Here is a 16,359-nt window from a genome sequence, read left to right on the forward strand (position 1 = left end):
GGGGTCCCAAAAGGGTCGCAACCTTGCCGTGCGGCCGGCAAATAGGCGTGGCAAACACGCAACGCTCCGCTGATTTCGCGTGCTCTTACCGTGTCAAGCCCCAAAATCACGGTAATGTCACGGTCTAGGGTCTGTGCTCCGATTAGCGAATTCTTGATAGTCGGATGACAGCATGATTGGCTAGAGTGTCCAGTTATGGATCGTGGGGGATTCGCGTAGGTCGTGGGCGCACGACAGGTGAAGAACAAGGTGTTAATTTTGGTACGAAATTTGCTCTTTCACCAGTCTGGTCCGGCCCGTGCCGGATCGGAACGAACGAGCGGACAAGAGCGAACCGCGGACGGAGACAGGAATGAGTAAGGTCGGCACGAGCGACTCGAAGAACACGCTATATTGCTCGTTCTGCGGCAAGAGCCAGCACGAAGTCCGCAAACTGATCGCAGGTCCAACCGTCTTCATCTGCGACGAGTGCGTCGAACTCTGCATGGACATCATCCGCGAGGAGAACAAGTCCTCGCTGGTCAAGTCGCGCGACGGGATTCCGACCCCGAAGGAGATCTGCAAGGTCCTGGACGATTACGTCATCGGCCAGAACCACGCGAAGAAGGTGCTCTCGGTCGCCGTCCACAACCACTACAAGCGGCTGAATCACCAGACCAAGCACTCCGACGTCGAGCTCGCGAAGTCGAACATCCTGCTGATCGGTCCGACCGGATCGGGCAAGACGCTGCTCGCGCAGACGCTCGCCCGCATCCTGGACGTGCCGTTCACGATGGCGGATGCGACGACCCTGACCGAGGCCGGCTATGTCGGTGAGGACGTCGAGAACATCATCCTGAAGCTCTTGCAGGCGGCCGACTACAATGTCGAGCGCGCGCAGCGTGGCATTGTCTACATCGACGAGATCGACAAGATCAGTCGCAAGTCGGACAATCCCTCGATCACCCGCGACGTGTCGGGCGAGGGAGTCCAGCAGGCGCTGCTGAAGATCATGGAGGGCACGGTTGCGTCGGTTCCGCCGCAGGGCGGCCGCAAGCATCCGCAGCAGGAGTTCCTGCAGGTCGACACCACCAACATCCTGTTCATCTGCGGTGGTGCGTTCTCCGGTCTCGAGAAGATCATCTCGGCGCGCGGCCGGTCGACCTCGATCGGCTTCGCCGCCCAGGTTCTGGCGCCGGAAGACCGCCGCACCGGCGAGATATTCCGTCACGTCGAGCCTGAGGATCTCCTGAAGTACGGCCTGATCCCCGAGTTCGTCGGCCGTCTGCCGGTCGTTGCGACGCTCGAGGACCTCGACGAGAACTCGCTCAAGAAGATCCTGACCGAGCCCAAGAACGCGCTGGTGAAGCAGTATCAGAGGCTGTTCGAGATGGAGAACATCGAGCTCACCTTCGCCGACGAGGCGCTGGGCGCGGTGGCGCGCAAGGCCATCGAGCGCAAGACCGGCGCGCGTGGTCTGCGGTCGATCCTCGAGAGCATCCTGCTTGAGACGATGTTCGACCTGCCGGGTCTCGAGGGCGTCGAGGAAGTCGTCATCTCGCGCGAAGTGGTCGAGGGCACCGCCCGTCCGCTCTACATCTACGCCGATCGGTCCGATCGCGCGGTGGAAAGCAGCGCCAGCGCGTGAGGCGCGCTGGTACGAGAGACAGAAGACCTCGATTTATTAGATCGGCGATCGCCGCGGACATCATGTCCGCGGCATCGCAGCGTTTCAGAGTCCCGCCGCGTAAAGCCATTTTTGGCGGGTGTTTACCGATACTTGACACCCCCCGGGTCGATAGCCACCTAATGTCGCGTGGCGATACAAATCTCAATCCCGGGATTCGCCTCAACAACGATCCGAAACAAGCGGGCGATATCGACGCGTCAGTGAAGTCCGGATCAGATCGCACCTTGTGGCGGTTGCGCACGATGGCGGACTGCGTGCAAGGGGGCTAAACAAAAGGAACAGGCCATGACGACCCCCAAACCCCGGCCGACCATCGTTTACGGCGAGAGCCACGCCTATCCGGTTCTGCCGCTCCGCGACATCGTCGTCTTCCCGCACAACATCGTTCCGCTGTTCGTCGGCCGCGAGAAATCCATCCGCGCCCTCGAAGAGGTGATGAAGAACGACGCGCTGGTGATGCTGGCGACGCAGAAGAACGCGTCCGACGACGATCCAGCTCCGGATGCGATCTACGAGACCGGGACGCTCGCCAGCGTGCTGCAACTCCTGAAGCTGCCCGACGGCACCGTGAAGGTGCTGGTCGAAGGCCTGGAGCGCGCGCGCGTCGAGAAGTACACCGATCGCGCCGACTACTACGAAGCCACTGCCGTTGCGCTCGAGGACACCGACGCCAAGTCGGTCGAGGCCGAAGCGCTGGGCCGCTCCGTCGTGTCGGACTTCGAGAGCTATGTGAAGCTGAACAAGAAGATCTCGGCCGAGGTCGTCGGCGTCGTTCAGTCGATCACCGATTTCGGCAAGCTGGCCGACACCGTCGCCTCGCATCTCGCCGTCAAGATCGCGGATCGCCAGGGCATCTTGGAGACGCTGTCCGTCACCACGCGCCTGGAGAAGGTGCTTGGCCTGATGGAGAGCGAGATCTCGGTGCTGCAGGTCGAGAAGCGCATCCGCTCGCGTGTGAAGCGCCAGATGGAGAAGACCCAGCGCGAGTACTACCTGAATGAGCAGATGAAGGCCATTCAGAAGGAGCTGGGCGACGAGGACGGCCGCGACGAGCTCGCCGATCTGGAAGAGCGCATCAACAAGACCAAGCTCTCCAAGGAAGCGCGCGAGAAGGCCCAGCACGAGCTGAAGAAGCTGCGCCAGATGTCGCCGATGTCCGCGGAAGCGACCGTCGTGCGCAACTACCTGGATTGGCTGCTGTCGATCCCGTGGAACAAGAAGTCCAAGGTGAAGAAGGATCTGGAGGCCGCTCAGGCGGTTCTGGATGCGGATCACTATGGGCTGGAGAAGGTCAAGGACCGCATCGTCGAGTACCTGGCGGTGCAGTCGCGCGCCAACAAGCTGACCGGCCCGATCCTGTGCCTGGTCGGACCTCCCGGCGTCGGCAAGACCTCGCTCGGCAAGTCGATCGCGAAGGCCACGGGGCGCGAGTTCGTTCGCGTGTCGCTGGGCGGCGTGCGCGACGAGGCGGAGATCCGCGGTCATCGCCGGACCTATATCGGCTCGATGCCCGGCAAGATCATCCAGTCGATGCGCAAGGCCAAGACCTCGAATCCGCTCTTCCTGCTGGACGAGATCGACAAGATGGGCTCGGACTTCCGGGGTGATCCCTCGTCGGCGCTGCTGGAGGTCCTGGACCCCGAGCAGAACACGACGTTCAACGATCACTATCTGGAGGTCGACTACGACCTGTCGAACGTGATGTTCATCACGACCGCGAATACGCTGAATATTCCCGGACCGCTGATGGACCGCATGGAGATCATCCGCATCGCGGGCTACACCGAGACCGAAAAGCTCGAGATCGCCCGCAAGCACCTGATCCCCAGCGCGATCTCGAAGCACGGCCTGGACTCGAAGGAGTGGTCGATCGACGACGACGCGTTGCTGCTCGTGATCCGGCGCTACACCCGCGAAGCGGGCGTGCGTAACCTGGAGCGTGAGATTTCCACACTGGCCCGCAAGGCCGTGAAGGAGCTCATGATGTCCAAGAAGAAGTCGGTGAAGATCACCGAGAAGACCGTCGAGGAATTCTTGGGTGTTCCGAAGTACCGCTTCGGCGAGATCGAGAGCGACGATCAGGTCGGCATCGTGACGGGCTTGGCCTGGACCGATGTCGGTGGCGAGCTGCTGACGATCGAAGGCGTCATGATGCCCGGCAAGGGCAAGATGACGGTGACGGGCAATCTGCGCGACGTCATGAAGGAGTCGATCTCGGCGGCGGCCTCGTTCGTCCGCTCGCGGGCGATCAACTACGGCATCGAGCCGCCGCTGTTCGACCGGCGTGACATCCACGTCCACGTGCCGGAGGGAGCAACCCCGAAGGACGGACCGTCGGCGGGCGTCGCGATGGCGACGACCATCATCTCGGTGATGACCGGCATCCCGGTCCGTCACGACGTCGCGATGACCGGCGAGATCACCCTGCGTGGTCGTGTGCTGCCGATCGGCGGTCTGAAGGAGAAGCTGTTGGCTGCGGCCCGCGGCGGCATCAAGACGGTGCTGATCCCCGAGGACAACGCCAAGGATCTCACGGAGATTTCCGATGCGATCAAGGGCGGCATGGAGATCATCCCGGTCGCCCGTCTGGACGACGTCGTCGCCCGGGCCCTGGTCCGCAAGCCGGTGCCGATCGTCTGGGAAGAGGACACCAAGGTGCCCGTGAAGGCCGATGGCGACGAAGCCGCCGGCGGCCTGACCGCCCACTGACGACCGAACAGAACAAGGAAACGGCGCCCGAAGGGGCGCCGTTTTCGTTTGCGGGATCGAGCCACTGACTTCGAGCGTGCGGAGTCTGCCCCACCGTTCCCGCTGCGGCGGTTTCTCGCTGCCGCTGCGTGGTTCCGGCGTTGATTGCGGATCGGGCAGGGGGTAAAGAAGCGCGACGTGAGGGCGGCTAGCTCAGCTGGTTAGAGCATCTCGTTTACACCGAGAGGGTCGGGAGTTCGAATCTCTCGCCGCCTACCACTCGGATCTGCCGGCAGGCACGCTCGAATTGCGGTGGCTATTGCGGCAGGCGCTGTTTTTCCAGGCTGACCGCGATCCTTTCCAGAAGCGTGTTCGTACGTCTGGTTTCATCGATCTGCTGCTCGTAGAGCTGAACCACCTTCGCGCTGGGACCCAATCCGCCGCGACGGCTGAGCAAGAACCAAACCCCGATCAGGAAGATGAAGGGAAGCCAGGAGACGATCAGCTCCACGACCCATTGTTGCATGACGACCCATTCCCCCATTTGAACCTCTGTCAGAGGTAGCAGGATGGCTATACCGCAGCCTCGTGGTGAAGCGTAGGTGCTGCGGGACGTCGCCGTGGGACAGGGTTTAGAATCCTTTTCGGCGGCCACTACGAAGTGTCAGAACGATTTCGCGTGGTGACCAGCTCTTCTTCGGCTAGCTTCGCGCGGGGTGAAACATCGCGGACGAAACGATGACCGACTTCCTGCGTCACTGCACAGGCGGACACGAACGCATCATCGCGGCTGGCTCCGACCTGCTGGAGGAGGGCCACAGCACCGGGCATCTCTACATCCTGCTGGACGGGCGGCTGGAGGTCGTCAAGGCCGGGGCCACGGTGGCCGTCGTCTCCGAGCCGGGTGCGCTGTTCGGCGAGATGTCGCTGCTGCTGGAGCAGCCGCACACGGCGACCGTGCGGGCGCTTGCCGAGTGCCGGATCTATGAGATCCCCAATGCGCCGCGCTTCCTGACCGAGAATCCCGAGGCGACGCTGGCGATCGCGCGCATGCTGGCGCAGCGGCTCAATGTCGCCAATACCTATCTGGCCGACCTCAAGCGGCAATATGCCGGCCATGGCACGCACCTCGCGATGGTCGGCGACGTCCTGCAGAGCATGGTCAACCTGCCGCCGCAGCAGGTCTCGCCAGGAACGGATCTGGAATCCGATCCACGGCTCTGAGCCAGTCGGGCGCCGCTGTCACCGGCTGGGCCGGGCGCTCCAGCGGTCCGGCGAGGTCGATCCATTCGGCCTGCCCCGCCGACAGCCAGAAGGCGCGCTGGGCTTCGGTGTCGAGCACCATGTAGGTCGGCGGGCGCCCGGGCTGCCGTCCGGTGTTGAAGACCCAGGTCTCACCGACGCGATCGAACCAGGATCCGTTCGTGATGAAGGGCGACTGGTGGACGTGGCCGGAGATCACCATCGTTGGCCGATGGCGCGCGATGAAGCCTTCGAGCTCGGTATCGCCGAAGAAGCGCTTGCCGCCCCAGCTCACCGGCGAGTTGGCCGGCGGCGCATGATGCACCCAGATCCAGCGCGCGGGCTTGCGTGCCGCGGCGGCTTCGAGCTGACGCGCGACGGCGGCCTTCACGAGCGGGCCGTCCCACCACGGGCAGACTGAGAACATGATGTCGCCGACCACGAGATCGTCGCCATCGGAAGCGATGCCGAGCTCGCGGACCGTGCTGAGCCAAGCCGCGATCTTCTCGCCGTCCGCGCTACGCTCCTCCAGGTCGTGATTGCCGGAGCAGATCATCACGCGCGTCCTGGCGGCGAGCAGGCCGAGATACTTCTTCACGACGACGATCTGGGCGCGAATGTCGACGATCGAGGCGAGGTCGAGCGCATCGCCGGCGAACACGACCATGTCGAAATGCTCGGCCGCCGCGACCAGCCAGTCGAACTGCGGCAACGTGTAGTGAAGATCGGCAACGATGAGACAGCGCATGAGGCTCCTGACGCGCAGGATGAAAGCAAGAGCGGGACCATGTTCTGCCCGCGCGATTGCATCTCGAAACCGCCGGCGCCAGCAAGACCGTCCTCTGGTCTGTTGAACTCGCCGGTATGATGTTGGCGCGAGCCATCGCGCGCTCGTGCCTTGACAGGCAAGACCCGCGCATGCGCGATGCCTGCTCTCACGATGATCTCAACCAGACAAGGCGCGTCATGCAATTGCCTTCAGGAGACGACCGCAACGCCGACCAGATCGCCTATTGGAACGGCCCGGGCGGCCAGCGCTGGTCCGATCGCCAGGAGGCGCAGGACGTCCTGCTCGCGCCGGTGTCGCGGATACTGATCGACCGCATCGCGGCCAAGCCGGGAGATCGTGTGCTCGACATCGGCTGTGGCTGCGGCGGCCTGTCGATCGCGCTCGCCGGGCAGGTGGCGCCGGGCGGACACGTGCTCGGGGTCGACATCTCTGCGCCGATGCTGGCGCGGGCGCGCGCCGTGGCGCCGGCAGGACCTGCCACCGAATTCGTGCTGGCCGACGCCACCGTGCATCCGTTCGCGCCGGCGAGCTTTGATCTGCTGGTGTCGCGGTTCGGGGTGATGTTCTTTGCCGATCCGGTGGCGTCGTTCGCCAACATCCGCCGCGCGCTGAAGCCGGGCGGCCGGGTCGTATTCGCCTGCTGGCGCGAGCCGAAGGCCAATCCCTGGATGATTGCGCCGCTGCAGGCGGTCTATCGCCACGTTCCGAAGCTGCCGGAGATGGCGCCGGAGGATCCGGGTCCGTTCGCGTTCGCATCCGAGGCGCGGGTGACGCGGATCCTCGGCGAGGCCGGCTTCAGCGACGTCGCGCTGCAGGCACATCCGCTGTCGCTCGACATCGCCCGCGGACAGGGTCTCGACGCGGCGGTGCAATCGGCCTTCGAGATCGGCCCCGCCAGCCGCGCGCTGGAAGGGCACCCGGCGGAGACGCGCGATGCGGCGCGTCTCTCGGTACGCGAGCTGCTCGCACAGCATCAGGATGGCGGCAGCGTCACGCTGTCGGGCTCGATCTGGCTGGTGACGGCGCGCGCCTGACGCGGCGCCGGACGGCGCTCAGGAGCGCTCTTCCCAGATCATCGCCAGATGGACGATGGTCTGCGCCGCCTTCTCCATGTCCTTGACGCTGACCCATTCGAGACGCGAGTGGAAGGCATGCTCGCCGGCGAAGATGTTGGGGCAGGGCAGGCCCATGAACGACAGCCGCGAACCGTCGGTGCCGCCGCGGATCGATGTCCGGACCGGCGTCAGTCCGGCGCGGCGGATCGCCTCCTCGGCATAGGTCACGATCTCCGGATGCCGGTCGATGACCTCCTTCATGTTGCGGTATTGCTGCCGGACCTCCATCCGATAGGTCGAGCGCGGATAGTCCTTCAGGACATCCCTGACGATGTCCTCGAGCAGCGCTTCCTTCTGCCGCAGGCCCTGCTCGCTGAAATCGCGCACGATGAAGTCGAGCCGCGCCTGTTCGAGCGCGCCGGAGATCCCGACCGGATGCAGGAAGCCTTCCTTGCCCTCCGTCGTCTCCGGCGAGCAGCCATCCTTCGGGAGCCGATCGACGATTGCGGACGCGATCTTGATCGCATGCTCCATCTTGCCCTTGGCAAAGCCGGGATGGGCGCTGACGCCGTTGATGAGGATGGTGGCGCCGTCGGCGGAGAAGGTCTCGTCCTCGATGTTGCCGGCGGTCTCGCCATCCATCGTATAGCCGAAATCGGCGCCCAGCTTCTTCAGGTCGACCCTGTCGACGCCGCGGCCGATCTCCTCGTCCGGCGTGAACAGGATCTTGATGGTGCCGTGCTTGATCTGCGGATTGCTGATCAGGAATTGCGCCGCGTCCATGATCTCGGCGATGCCGGCCTTGTTGTCGGCGCCCAGCAGGGTCGTGCCGTCGGTGGTGACGATGTCGCTGCCGATCTGGTCCTTCAATGCAGGATGCTCAGCCACACGGATGATCTGGCTCGCGTCCCCCGGCAGCACGATGTCGCCGCCCTGGTAGTTGCGCACGATCTGCGGCTTCACGTTGGCCCCGGAACAGTCGGGCGACGTGTCCATGTGCGAGCAGAAGCAGATCACCGGCACGGCCTTGTCGGTGGTGGCGGGGATGGTCGCGTAGACGTAGCCGTTGTCGTCCAGATGGGCGTCCGAAAGTCCCATCGCCTGCAGCTCGGCTGCGAGCATCCGGCCAAGATTTTTCTGCTTGAGCGTCGAAGGACAGGTCGGCGACGTCGGGTCCGACTGGGTGTCGATCACGGCGTAGCGGAGCAGGCGCTCGGTGACGGAGTGGGTATAGCTGCGAAGCGGGTCGGACATGGGCACCACGAGAGAGAGAGAAAGAGAGAGAGGTTGCCGGAGGTATCAGTATACTAATATATCAGTTATTGCATGCCAGATACCAGGAGCGGCAGGTTATCAATGGTTTCAGCTCTGATCAAAGAACGTCCGGCCAGCTCCCGTGCTGCGGAATACGACGTTTCGCGGCCGGCGTTGATCAGCACCGCTTCGCCGACGGCAGGATTGAGCTCCATCTGCAGGATACCGCCTCCGGCGATTCGAAGCTCAGCTTGCTCGCACAGGTGCCGGGCGATTCGTGGGCGGCGTCCGCGAGGAATCTCCTCTCACTCGCTTCCTGGTCAGCCCGTGCGCCTCGACCGGGACGGCGGCCGGAAATTTCAAGATGCCCGGTCGAAAGTATGCCTGGTCGGACTTGGCGCCCATTTTGCCATATCCGGCCTGCGACGTCTTCGCGAAGCGACCGCCACGGCCGCGGGGCAGGGGTGCCGAGGTCCGGAGGGAGAGACGTGGGATGGCCCATCATCGTGCAGCGATTGACGTCGGCTGCTGGGCCCAGACAAGGAGACCGTGCGTGCTGCATGGACCCCTCATCAATGACTTCGCACAGCTCTCGGTTCATTGTCCTTGACTTCGAAACATCGCCCCTTTAAGTCGCACTCCTCCGCGGATTTCGCGATCACGCGGGAGTAGCTCAGTTGGTTAGAGCGCCGGCCTGTCACGCCGGAGGTCGCGGGTTCGAGCCCCGTCTCTCGCGCCATGTTTTCAATGGCTTAGCTTTCGATCTGATCCGTCCGCTGGCGCAAGCGGCACTCCCGCGCGATCTCTTCCCGCCTACGACCTGATGCTCCGCCGACTGCAAGTGCTCCGTCGCCAATTTTCCGACCGGGCATGAAAAAGGCCACCCGGCGGGTGGCCTGCGAATGCTGTCAGATGGCAGCGGACAGTGGCCTCAGCGGACCATCGAGTCGCTGGAACTCGTCATGGTCACCGGCTTGCCGGCCTTCACGACGTGCGATGCCGTCTGGCTGTAGTCGACGTTGGCGCGGGTCGCGATGCCGAAAGCGGTCACGGCGATGCCGGCGATCAGGGCAACGGCGACGATCTTCAGATGGGTCGATCGGTCTGCGGAATGCAGCGAGTGGTTCATGTCAGCCTCCCGGCGTCTCAGAGCGCCACTTTGTTGCCTGGACATGTACCCCTGCTTTGTTTCGATCCGGTTTCTTCGTTTCCTCAAAATGGTTTCATCGGTTGCAGCCGCCGCGGCGGCAATCGGGAGTATGCGGCCGGGGCTGACTGCGCGCGGCGGTGCCGGCATCGACGGCGGCCGCGGATGATCTTGATCCGGCGGCCCTTCGTGACCATCTCCCGCGGTAACGGAAGCCTATCGGGCGACGGTCCAGTCGCCTCGTTTGGATCGCCCGATCGAACGCTGACCCGCATCCGTCTCCGACCAGCCCAGCCTGCGCACAACGCCGTGCGTCCTCGCGATTGCTGATCGCCTCAGCATCCTGCGGTGGACCGTGCGGCACCGTAATGCTGCGGGTCTGCAATGCGGCTCCTGCACGCGTCATCCGCGGCGCCGTTGCTCGGTGTGTCCCGGTTTCCGCAATGTGGGGAGGGATGACGACAGCGAGACGGCTCGTCTTGCGCGGCTTGGTGCGCTGCGCTAAGGCTTCGACCAATTCCAATGCAACGAGTCTGCGGTTTGCACCGAAACCGCAGAGGAAAGTGGCGCCGATGACCGGCATCCTTCAGAACTATCTCCCCCTCGTCGTTTTCATAGGTGTCGCAGCCATCATCGGGGTGGTGCTGCTGATCGCGCCGTTCCTGGTCGCCTACCAGCAGCCCGATCCCGAGAAGCTCTCCGCCTACGAGTGCGGCTTCAATGCGTTCGACGACGCCCGTATGAAGTTCGACGTCCGCTTCTATCTGGTTGCCATCCTTTTCATCATCTTCGACCTCGAAGTCGCCTTCCTGTTCCCCTGGGCAGTCGCATTCGGCAAGCTCGGCGCGGCCGGCTTCTGGTCGATGCTGGTGTTCCTGGCCGTGCTGACGGTCGGGTTTGCCTACGAATGGAAGAAAGGCGCGCTTGAATGGGATTGAGCCCGACCACGTCCTCGACCGGGCCGGCGATCGCTCCGGCCCCGAAGGGCATTCTCGATCCCGCGACCGGCAGGCCGATCGGTGCCAACGACCCGTATTTCCTCGAGGTCAGGTCCGAGCTGTCGGACAAGGGATTCTTCGTTGCCACCGCTGACGATCTCATCACCTGGGCCCGCACCGGCTCCCTGATGTGGATGACGTTCGGCCTGGCCTGCTGCGCCGTCGAGATGATGCAGGTCTCGATGCCGCGCTACGATGTCGAGCGCTTTGGCTTCGCGCCGCGTGCCTCGCCGCGCCAGTCCGACGTGATGATCGTCGCCGGCACGCTGACCAACAAGATGGCGCCGGCGCTGCGCAAGGTCTACGACCAGATGCCGGAGCCGCGCTACGTCATCTCGATGGGGTCGTGCGCCAATGGCGGCGGCTACTATCACTATTCCTATTCGGTGGTCCGCGGCTGCGACCGCATCGTTCCCATTGACATCTATGTGCCCGGCTGTCCGCCGACCGCCGAAGCGCTGCTGTACGGTGTGCTGCTGCTGCAGAAGAAGATCCGGCGCACCGGCACCATCGAACGCTGAAGGTTTTTCGTTATGGACGACGGCAGGCTCGACGCCCTTGGGCAGACGATCGTAAGCGCGCTCCCGGGCGCCGCGATCGGCCATACGGTCGCTTTCAATCAGCTCACGGTGAATGTGGAGCCCGCCCGGATCGTCGAGGTCGTGACACATCTGCGCGACGATCCGGCTCTCCGCTTCGTCAACATCACCGACATCACGGCGGTCGACTATCCCGAGCGCGCCAAGCGTTTCGATGTCGTCTACCACTTCCTGTCACCGACGCTGAACGCGCGCATCCGGCTCAAGGCCGAAGCCGACGAGACCACGCAGGTGCCGTCGCTGATCGATGTCTTTCCGGGCGCCGATTGGTTCGAGCGCGAGGCCTACGACCTCTACGGCGTGATCTTTGTCGGCCACCCCGACATGCGCCGCCTGCTGACGGACTACGGCTTCGATGGCCATCCGCTGCGCAAGGACTTCCCGACGACGGGGTTCGTCGAGGTGCGCTACGACGACCAGGAGAAGCGGGTGATCTACGAGCCGGTCAGGCTCAACCAGGAATTCCGCAAGTTCGATTTCCTGTCGCCCTGGGAAGGCGCGGACTATCCGCTGCCGGGCGACGAGAAAGCGAATAAGTGAGTGGGAGCGCGAGCATGAACGAGCAGAGCCCGGCCCTCCGCAACTTCACGATCAATTTCGGCCCGCAGCATCCGGCGGCGCACGGTGTGCTGCGCCTGGTGCTGGAGCTGGACGGCGAGGTGGTCGAGCGCGTCGATCCGCATATCGGCCTGCTGCATCGCGGCACCGAGAAGCTGATCGAGACCAAGACCTACATGCAGGCGATGCCCTATTTCGATCGGCTCGACTACGTCGCGCCGATGAATCAGGAGCATGCGTTCTGCCTCGCGGCCGAGCGCCTGCTCGGAATCGAGGTGCCGCGCCGCGGCCAGCTGATCCGCGTGCTCTACTCCGAGATCGGACGGCTGCTGTCGCACCTGCTCAACGTCACCACCCAGGCGATGGACGTCGGCGCGCTGACCCCGCCGCTGTGGGGCTTCGAGGAGCGCGAGAAGCTGATGGTGTTCTATGAGCGCGCCTCCGGCTCGCGCATGCACGCCAACTACTTCCGCATCGGTGGCGTCCACCAGGACCTGCCGCCGAAGCTGATCGACGACATCGACGCATTCTGCGATCCGTTCCTGAAGGTGGTCGACGATCTCGACCGGCTCCTCACCGGAAACCGCATCTTCAAGCAGCGCAACGTCGACATCGGCGTCGTCACCCTGAAGCAGGCCTGGGAGTGGGGCTTCTCGGGCGTGATGGTGCGCGGCTCGGGCGCGGCCTGGGACCTGCGCAAGTCGCAGCCCTATGACGTCTACGCCGAGATGGAGTTCGACGTTCCGATCGGCAAGAACGGCGACTGCTACGACCGCTATCTGATCCGCATGGAAGAGATGCGCCAGTCGGTGCGTATCATGAAGCAGTGCATCCAGAAGCTGCGTGCACCGGACGGGCAGGGCCCGGTGATGATCACCGACAACAAGATCGCGCCGCCGCGCCGTGGCGAGATGAAGCGCTCGATGGAAGCGCTGATCCACCACTTCAAGCTCTATACCGAGGGCGTGCACGTCCCCGCCGGCGAGATCTATGCGGCGGTCGAGGCGCCGAAGGGCGAGTTCGGCGTCTACCTCGTCGCTGACGGCACCAACAAGCCGTACAAGTGCAAGATCCGCGCTCCGGGTTTCGCGCATCTGCAGGCGATGGACTTCATCTGCCGCGGCCATCTGCTCGCCGACGTCTCGGCCATCCTGGGCTCGCTCGACATCGTGTTCGGAGAGGTGGACCGCTGATGGGCCATGCGCCGATCCAGTTCGATCGTGCGTCCGGAGCGCTCGAAGGAGCGAACCTCTGGGAGCGCACGGCTGCATTGGCGCTGTCGACCGGCTCGAAGATCTCGTCGCATTTCTCGCATCGCGGCTACAACCGCTGCGCCAACCTGTTGCGCCTGGCGCTGCCCGAACGCGATATCGCGGTGAAGCTCAACCCGGACGCCGTGTTCGAGTTTCCCTATGGCGACGGCTACTGGAGCAAGCTGCTCAACCGCGACTATCACTACGAGGACGAGCTCGAGATCCTGTTTCTCGGCACTGTCGATGTCGACTACACCTTCATCGATGGCGGGGCCAATTACGGCTACTGGTCGGTGCTGGTCTCGAGCGCGCCCTACGGTGCGCACAAGGCGATCGCGATTGAGCCGTCCTCGGCCAACTTCGCCAAGCTCGCCAACAACGCCCGGATCAATGCCGGCCGCTTCGAGGTGATGAAGTGCGCGATCGGCGCCAGCCGCGGCACGGCCTATTTGACTGGCACCAAGCACGAGGCCTTCAGCATTGCGGGCGGCGCCGCCGACGGCGAGCGGGTGCCGGTGATGGCGCTCGACGATCTGATCGACGACGGCAAGGTCGCCGCGTCCGGCAAGTACCTGATCAAGCTCGACGTCGAGGGCGTCGAGATCGAGGCGATCAAGGGCGGCGCGCGGTTGCTGGCGACCGACAGCATGATCCTGTGCGAGGAGCACGGCCAGGACCGCAACCATACGGTGTCGCGCTACATCCTCGATCAGACGCCGATGCAGCTGATGGTCTACGACCCCGCGAGCGGCCGCTTCGAGATCGTGACGGAGCTGTCGATCCTCGACCGCATCAAGGCTTCCGCCCACGTCGGCTATAACGTGTTCGGAACTGCAAGTGCCTTCTGGCAGAATCGCGTCGCAGCGCTCAATGCAGACGCCGCGCGCCGCATGCAATGAAAGATTGAAGAGCCATGTCCGTCCGCCGTCTTGCCCCGAAGGAAGTTCAGCCCGCGAGCTTTGCGTTCACGGACGAGAACCTTGCCTTCGCCAAAGCGCAGATCGCGAAATATCCGGAAGGCCGCCAGGCCTCGGCGGTGATTGCGATCTTGTGGCGGGCCCAGGAGCAGCACGACGGCTGGGTGTCGGAGGCTGCGATCCGCGTCGTCGCCGACATGCTCGGGATGCCCTATATCCGCGTGCTCGAGGTCGCGACCTTCTACACCATGTTCCAGCTCCAGCCGGTCGGGAAGAAGGCGCATGTGCAGGTGTGCGGCACCACGCCGTGTCGGCTGCGTGGCGCCGAAGAGCTGATCGAGGTCTGCAAGCATCGCATCCATCATGATCCCTTCCACCTGTCGAAGGACGGCGACTTCAGCTGGGAAGAGGTCGAGTGCCTGGGCGCCTGCGTGAATGCGCCGATGGTGCAGATCTGGAAGGATACCTATGAGGACCTGACACCGGAGAGCTTCGGCAAGGTGCTCGACGGTTTCGCGACCGGCAATCTGCCGACGCCCGGCCCGCAGAATGGTCGCCAGTTCTCGGCGCCCGCCGGCGGTCCGACCACGTTGAAGGAGAAGACATGAGCCGCGATCGCACCCGCGTTGCGGCCCTGACCCAAGAGGTCGCCGCAATGAAGAACTGGCGCTACGTGGCGCTGCATACGCTTGCTGCCGCCGCTTTCATTTTCGTGCTGCAGCGGTTCGCGCTCAACGCGACGCTGGAGTCCAGTCTGCTGTGGGCCTTGGTGTTCGGCGGCTGTGCCGCCTTCATCGCCACCATGCAGTCGAACCGCTGACATTCGAGGAAGCCGTCTGATGCTCGACGACAAGGACCGCATCTTCACCAACCTCTACGGCCTGCACGATTGGGGCCTCGAAGGCGCTCGCCGGCGTGGCAGCTGGGACGGCACCAAGGGCCTGATCGAGAAGGGCCGCGATTGGATCATCAACGAGATGAAGGCGTCGGGCCTGCGCGGCCGCGGCGGCGCCGGCTTCCCGACCGGCCTGAAATGGTCGTTCATGCCGAAGGAATCGACCGACGGCCGGCCGAGCTATCTCGTGGTCAACGCCGACGAGTCCGAGCCCGGTACCTGCAAGGATCGCGAGATCATGCGGCACGATCCGCATCATCTCGTCGAGGGCTGCCTGCTCGCCAGCTTCGCGATGAACGCGCATGCCTGCTACATCTATGTGCGCGGCGAGTTCATCCGCGAGCGCGAACGGCTGCAGGCGGCGATCGACCAGGCCTATGAGGCCAACCTGATCGGCAAGAACAACATCCACGGCTGGCCGTTCGATCTCTACGTCGCCCACGGCGCCGGCGCCTATATCTGCGGCGAAGAAACGGCGCTGCTCGAGAGCCTGGAGGGCAAGAAGGGCCAGCCGCGGCTGAAGCCGCCATTCCCGGCCAACGTCGGCCTCTACGGCTGCCCGACCACGGTGAACAATGTCGAGTCGATCGCGGTGGCGCCCACCATCCTGCGCCGCGGCGCCGCGTGGTTCGCCGGCATCGGCCGTCCGAACAATGTCGGCACAAAACTGTTCTGCATCTCCGGTCACGTCGAGCGGCCTTGCAACGTCGAAGAGGCGATGGGCATCCCGTTCCGCGAGCTGATCGAGAAGCATTGCGGCGGCATCCGTGGCGGCTGGGACAATCTGAAGGCGGTCATCCCCGGCGGCTCGTCCGTGCGCATGGTGCCGGCCGAGCAGATCATCGATACGCCGATGGATTTCGACAGCCTGTCGAAGCTGCGCTCCGGCCTCGGCACCGCGGCCGTGATCGTGATGGACAAGTCGACCGACCTGATTCGGGCGATCGCGCGTATCTCCTATTTCTACAAGCATGAGAGCTGTGGCCAGTGCACGCCGTGCCGCGAAGGCACCGGCTGGATGTGGCGCGTGCTGACGCGCATGGCCGAGGGCCGGGCGCACAAGCGCGAGATCGACATGCTGCTGGAGGTCACCAAGCAGATCGAGGGACACACGATCTGCGCGCTCGGTGACGCCGCGGCCTGGCCGATCCAGGGCCTGATCACGCATTTCCGTCACGAGATCGAGGCGCGCATCGACCAGTATTCGCACAAGGCCGATGTCGACGACGTCGGCGTGCGCGATCCCGCGCACATGGTGGCGGCGGAGTAGGCGATGGCGGTCCGGTCCGCCAGC

General features: G+C 64.2%; 17 protein-coding genes and 2 tRNA genes. 14 read left to right on the forward strand and 5 right to left on the reverse strand.

All coding sequences use genetic code 11. The features are described 5' to 3' along the window. Window positions 1-352: 352 nt before the first annotated feature. The 3 genes from clpX to ACQR10_RS17450 all read left to right on the forward strand — a co-directional run bounded on the left by clpX (window position 353) and on the right by ACQR10_RS17450 (window position 4,636). The gene (clpX, locus tag ACQR10_RS17440; protein ID WP_012044595.1) at window positions 353-1,627 is read left to right on the forward strand and encodes an ATP-dependent Clp protease ATP-binding subunit ClpX; all 1,275 of its coding nucleotides are present in this window, start codon (window positions 353-355) and stop codon (window positions 1,625-1,627) included. 327 nt (window positions 1,628-1,954) lie between these two features. Beyond that, the gene (gene lon / locus ACQR10_RS17445; protein ID WP_006611021.1) at window positions 1,955-4,378 is read left to right on the forward strand and encodes an endopeptidase La; all 2,424 of its coding nucleotides are present in this window, start codon (window positions 1,955-1,957) and stop codon (window positions 4,376-4,378) included. Window positions 4,379-4,559: 181 nt separating this feature from the next. Then, a tRNA-Val gene (locus tag ACQR10_RS17450) sits at window positions 4,560-4,636 on the forward strand. 37 nt (window positions 4,637-4,673) lie between these two features. Here the strand turns inward: ACQR10_RS17450 and ACQR10_RS17455 are convergent. Beyond that, window positions 4,674-4,883, reverse strand: coding sequence for a hypothetical protein (locus ACQR10_RS17455; protein ID WP_316217851.1), 210 nt, complete (start codon window positions 4,881-4,883; stop codon window positions 4,674-4,676). A 212-nt stretch (window positions 4,884-5,095) separates the two neighbouring features. Between ACQR10_RS17455 and ACQR10_RS17460 the strand changes: the two genes are divergently transcribed. Further along, window positions 5,096-5,581 carry a Crp/Fnr family transcriptional regulator gene (locus ACQR10_RS17460; RefSeq protein WP_316181443.1) on the forward strand — a complete coding sequence of 162 codons (486 nt, stop codon included), beginning with the start codon at window positions 5,096-5,098 and terminating at the stop codon, window positions 5,579-5,581. Here the strand turns inward: ACQR10_RS17460 and ACQR10_RS17465 are convergent. After that, window positions 5,520-6,347 carry a metallophosphoesterase family protein gene (locus ACQR10_RS17465; protein ID WP_316217852.1) on the reverse strand — a complete coding sequence of 276 codons (828 nt, stop codon included), beginning with the start codon at window positions 6,345-6,347 and terminating at the stop codon, window positions 5,520-5,522. The genes ACQR10_RS17460 and ACQR10_RS17465 overlap by 62 nt on opposite strands. A 218-nt stretch (window positions 6,348-6,565) precedes the next feature. Between ACQR10_RS17465 and ACQR10_RS17470 the strand changes: the two genes are divergently transcribed. After that, on the forward strand, window positions 6,566-7,423 hold the full coding sequence (locus ACQR10_RS17470) for a class I SAM-dependent methyltransferase (RefSeq protein WP_316217853.1): 858 nt from the start codon (window positions 6,566-6,568) through the stop codon (window positions 7,421-7,423). A gap of 18 nt (window positions 7,424-7,441) precedes the next feature. Here ACQR10_RS17470 and pepT read toward each other — a convergent pair whose 3' ends face one another. Both pepT and ACQR10_RS17480 read right to left on the reverse strand, forming a co-directional pair. Continuing rightward, window positions 7,442-8,698 (reverse strand): peptidase T, encoded by a 1,257-nt coding sequence (gene pepT / locus ACQR10_RS17475; RefSeq protein ID WP_316217854.1) that lies wholly within the window; start codon window positions 8,696-8,698, stop codon window positions 7,442-7,444. Window positions 8,699-8,763: 65 nt separating this feature from the next. Beyond that, window positions 8,764-8,913, reverse strand: a complete 150-nt coding sequence (locus ACQR10_RS17480) for a hypothetical protein (protein ID WP_316217855.1) — start codon at window positions 8,911-8,913, stop codon at window positions 8,764-8,766. Window positions 8,914-9,360: 447 nt separating this feature from the next. Here ACQR10_RS17480 and ACQR10_RS17485 point away from each other — a divergent pair. Further along, a tRNA-Asp gene (locus tag ACQR10_RS17485) sits at window positions 9,361-9,437 on the forward strand. A 192-nt stretch (window positions 9,438-9,629) separates the two neighbouring features. Here the strand turns inward: ACQR10_RS17485 and ACQR10_RS17490 are convergent. Continuing rightward, a complete protein-coding gene (locus ACQR10_RS17490; RefSeq protein WP_315799693.1) occupies window positions 9,630-9,827 on the reverse strand; it encodes a hypothetical protein in 198 nt (65 codons plus the stop codon). 590 nt (window positions 9,828-10,417) lie between these two features. Between ACQR10_RS17490 and ACQR10_RS17495 the strand changes: the two genes are divergently transcribed. The 8 genes from ACQR10_RS17495 to nuoF are packed head-to-tail and all read left to right on the forward strand — an operon-like array spanning window position 10,418 to window position 16,335. Further along, window positions 10,418-10,783, forward strand: a complete 366-nt coding sequence (locus ACQR10_RS17495; RefSeq protein ID WP_008964559.1) for an NADH-quinone oxidoreductase subunit A — start codon at window positions 10,418-10,420, stop codon at window positions 10,781-10,783. Then, window positions 10,780-11,364 (forward strand): NuoB/complex I 20 kDa subunit family protein, encoded by a 585-nt coding sequence (locus tag ACQR10_RS17500; protein WP_315800415.1) that lies wholly within the window; start codon window positions 10,780-10,782, stop codon window positions 11,362-11,364. Before ACQR10_RS17495 ends, ACQR10_RS17500 begins: the two co-directional genes overlap by 4 nt. 12 nt (window positions 11,365-11,376) lie before the next feature. Next, on the forward strand, window positions 11,377-11,982 hold the full coding sequence (locus tag ACQR10_RS17505; protein ID WP_315799694.1) for an NADH-quinone oxidoreductase subunit C: 606 nt from the start codon (window positions 11,377-11,379) through the stop codon (window positions 11,980-11,982). 14 nt (window positions 11,983-11,996) lie between these two features. Next, window positions 11,997-13,193 carry an NADH-quinone oxidoreductase subunit D gene (locus ACQR10_RS17510; protein ID WP_315711546.1) on the forward strand — a complete coding sequence of 399 codons (1,197 nt, stop codon included), beginning with the start codon at window positions 11,997-11,999 and terminating at the stop codon, window positions 13,191-13,193. Then, window positions 13,193-14,152 (forward strand): FkbM family methyltransferase, encoded by a 960-nt coding sequence (locus tag ACQR10_RS17515; RefSeq protein ID WP_315799695.1) that lies wholly within the window; start codon window positions 13,193-13,195, stop codon window positions 14,150-14,152. The genes ACQR10_RS17510 and ACQR10_RS17515 overlap by 1 nt, the downstream gene beginning before the upstream one ends. A 14-nt stretch (window positions 14,153-14,166) precedes the next feature. Continuing rightward, window positions 14,167-14,778 carry an NADH-quinone oxidoreductase subunit NuoE gene (gene nuoE, locus ACQR10_RS17520; RefSeq protein WP_315799696.1) on the forward strand — a complete coding sequence of 204 codons (612 nt, stop codon included), beginning with the start codon at window positions 14,167-14,169 and terminating at the stop codon, window positions 14,776-14,778. After that, the gene (locus ACQR10_RS17525; RefSeq protein WP_316217856.1) at window positions 14,775-14,990 is read left to right on the forward strand and encodes a hypothetical protein; all 216 of its coding nucleotides are present in this window, start codon (window positions 14,775-14,777) and stop codon (window positions 14,988-14,990) included. The genes nuoE and ACQR10_RS17525 overlap by 4 nt, the downstream gene beginning before the upstream one ends. A 19-nt stretch (window positions 14,991-15,009) precedes the next feature. Next, on the forward strand, window positions 15,010-16,335 hold the full coding sequence (gene nuoF / locus ACQR10_RS17530; RefSeq protein WP_316181348.1) for an NADH-quinone oxidoreductase subunit NuoF: 1,326 nt from the start codon (window positions 15,010-15,012) through the stop codon (window positions 16,333-16,335). Window positions 16,336-16,359: the final 24 nt, after the last annotated feature.

Origin of the sequence: Bradyrhizobium sp. HKCCYLRH2060 (genome assembly GCF_051168135.1) — a bacterium.
Classification (GTDB): Bacteria; Pseudomonadota; Alphaproteobacteria; order Rhizobiales; family Xanthobacteraceae; genus Bradyrhizobium.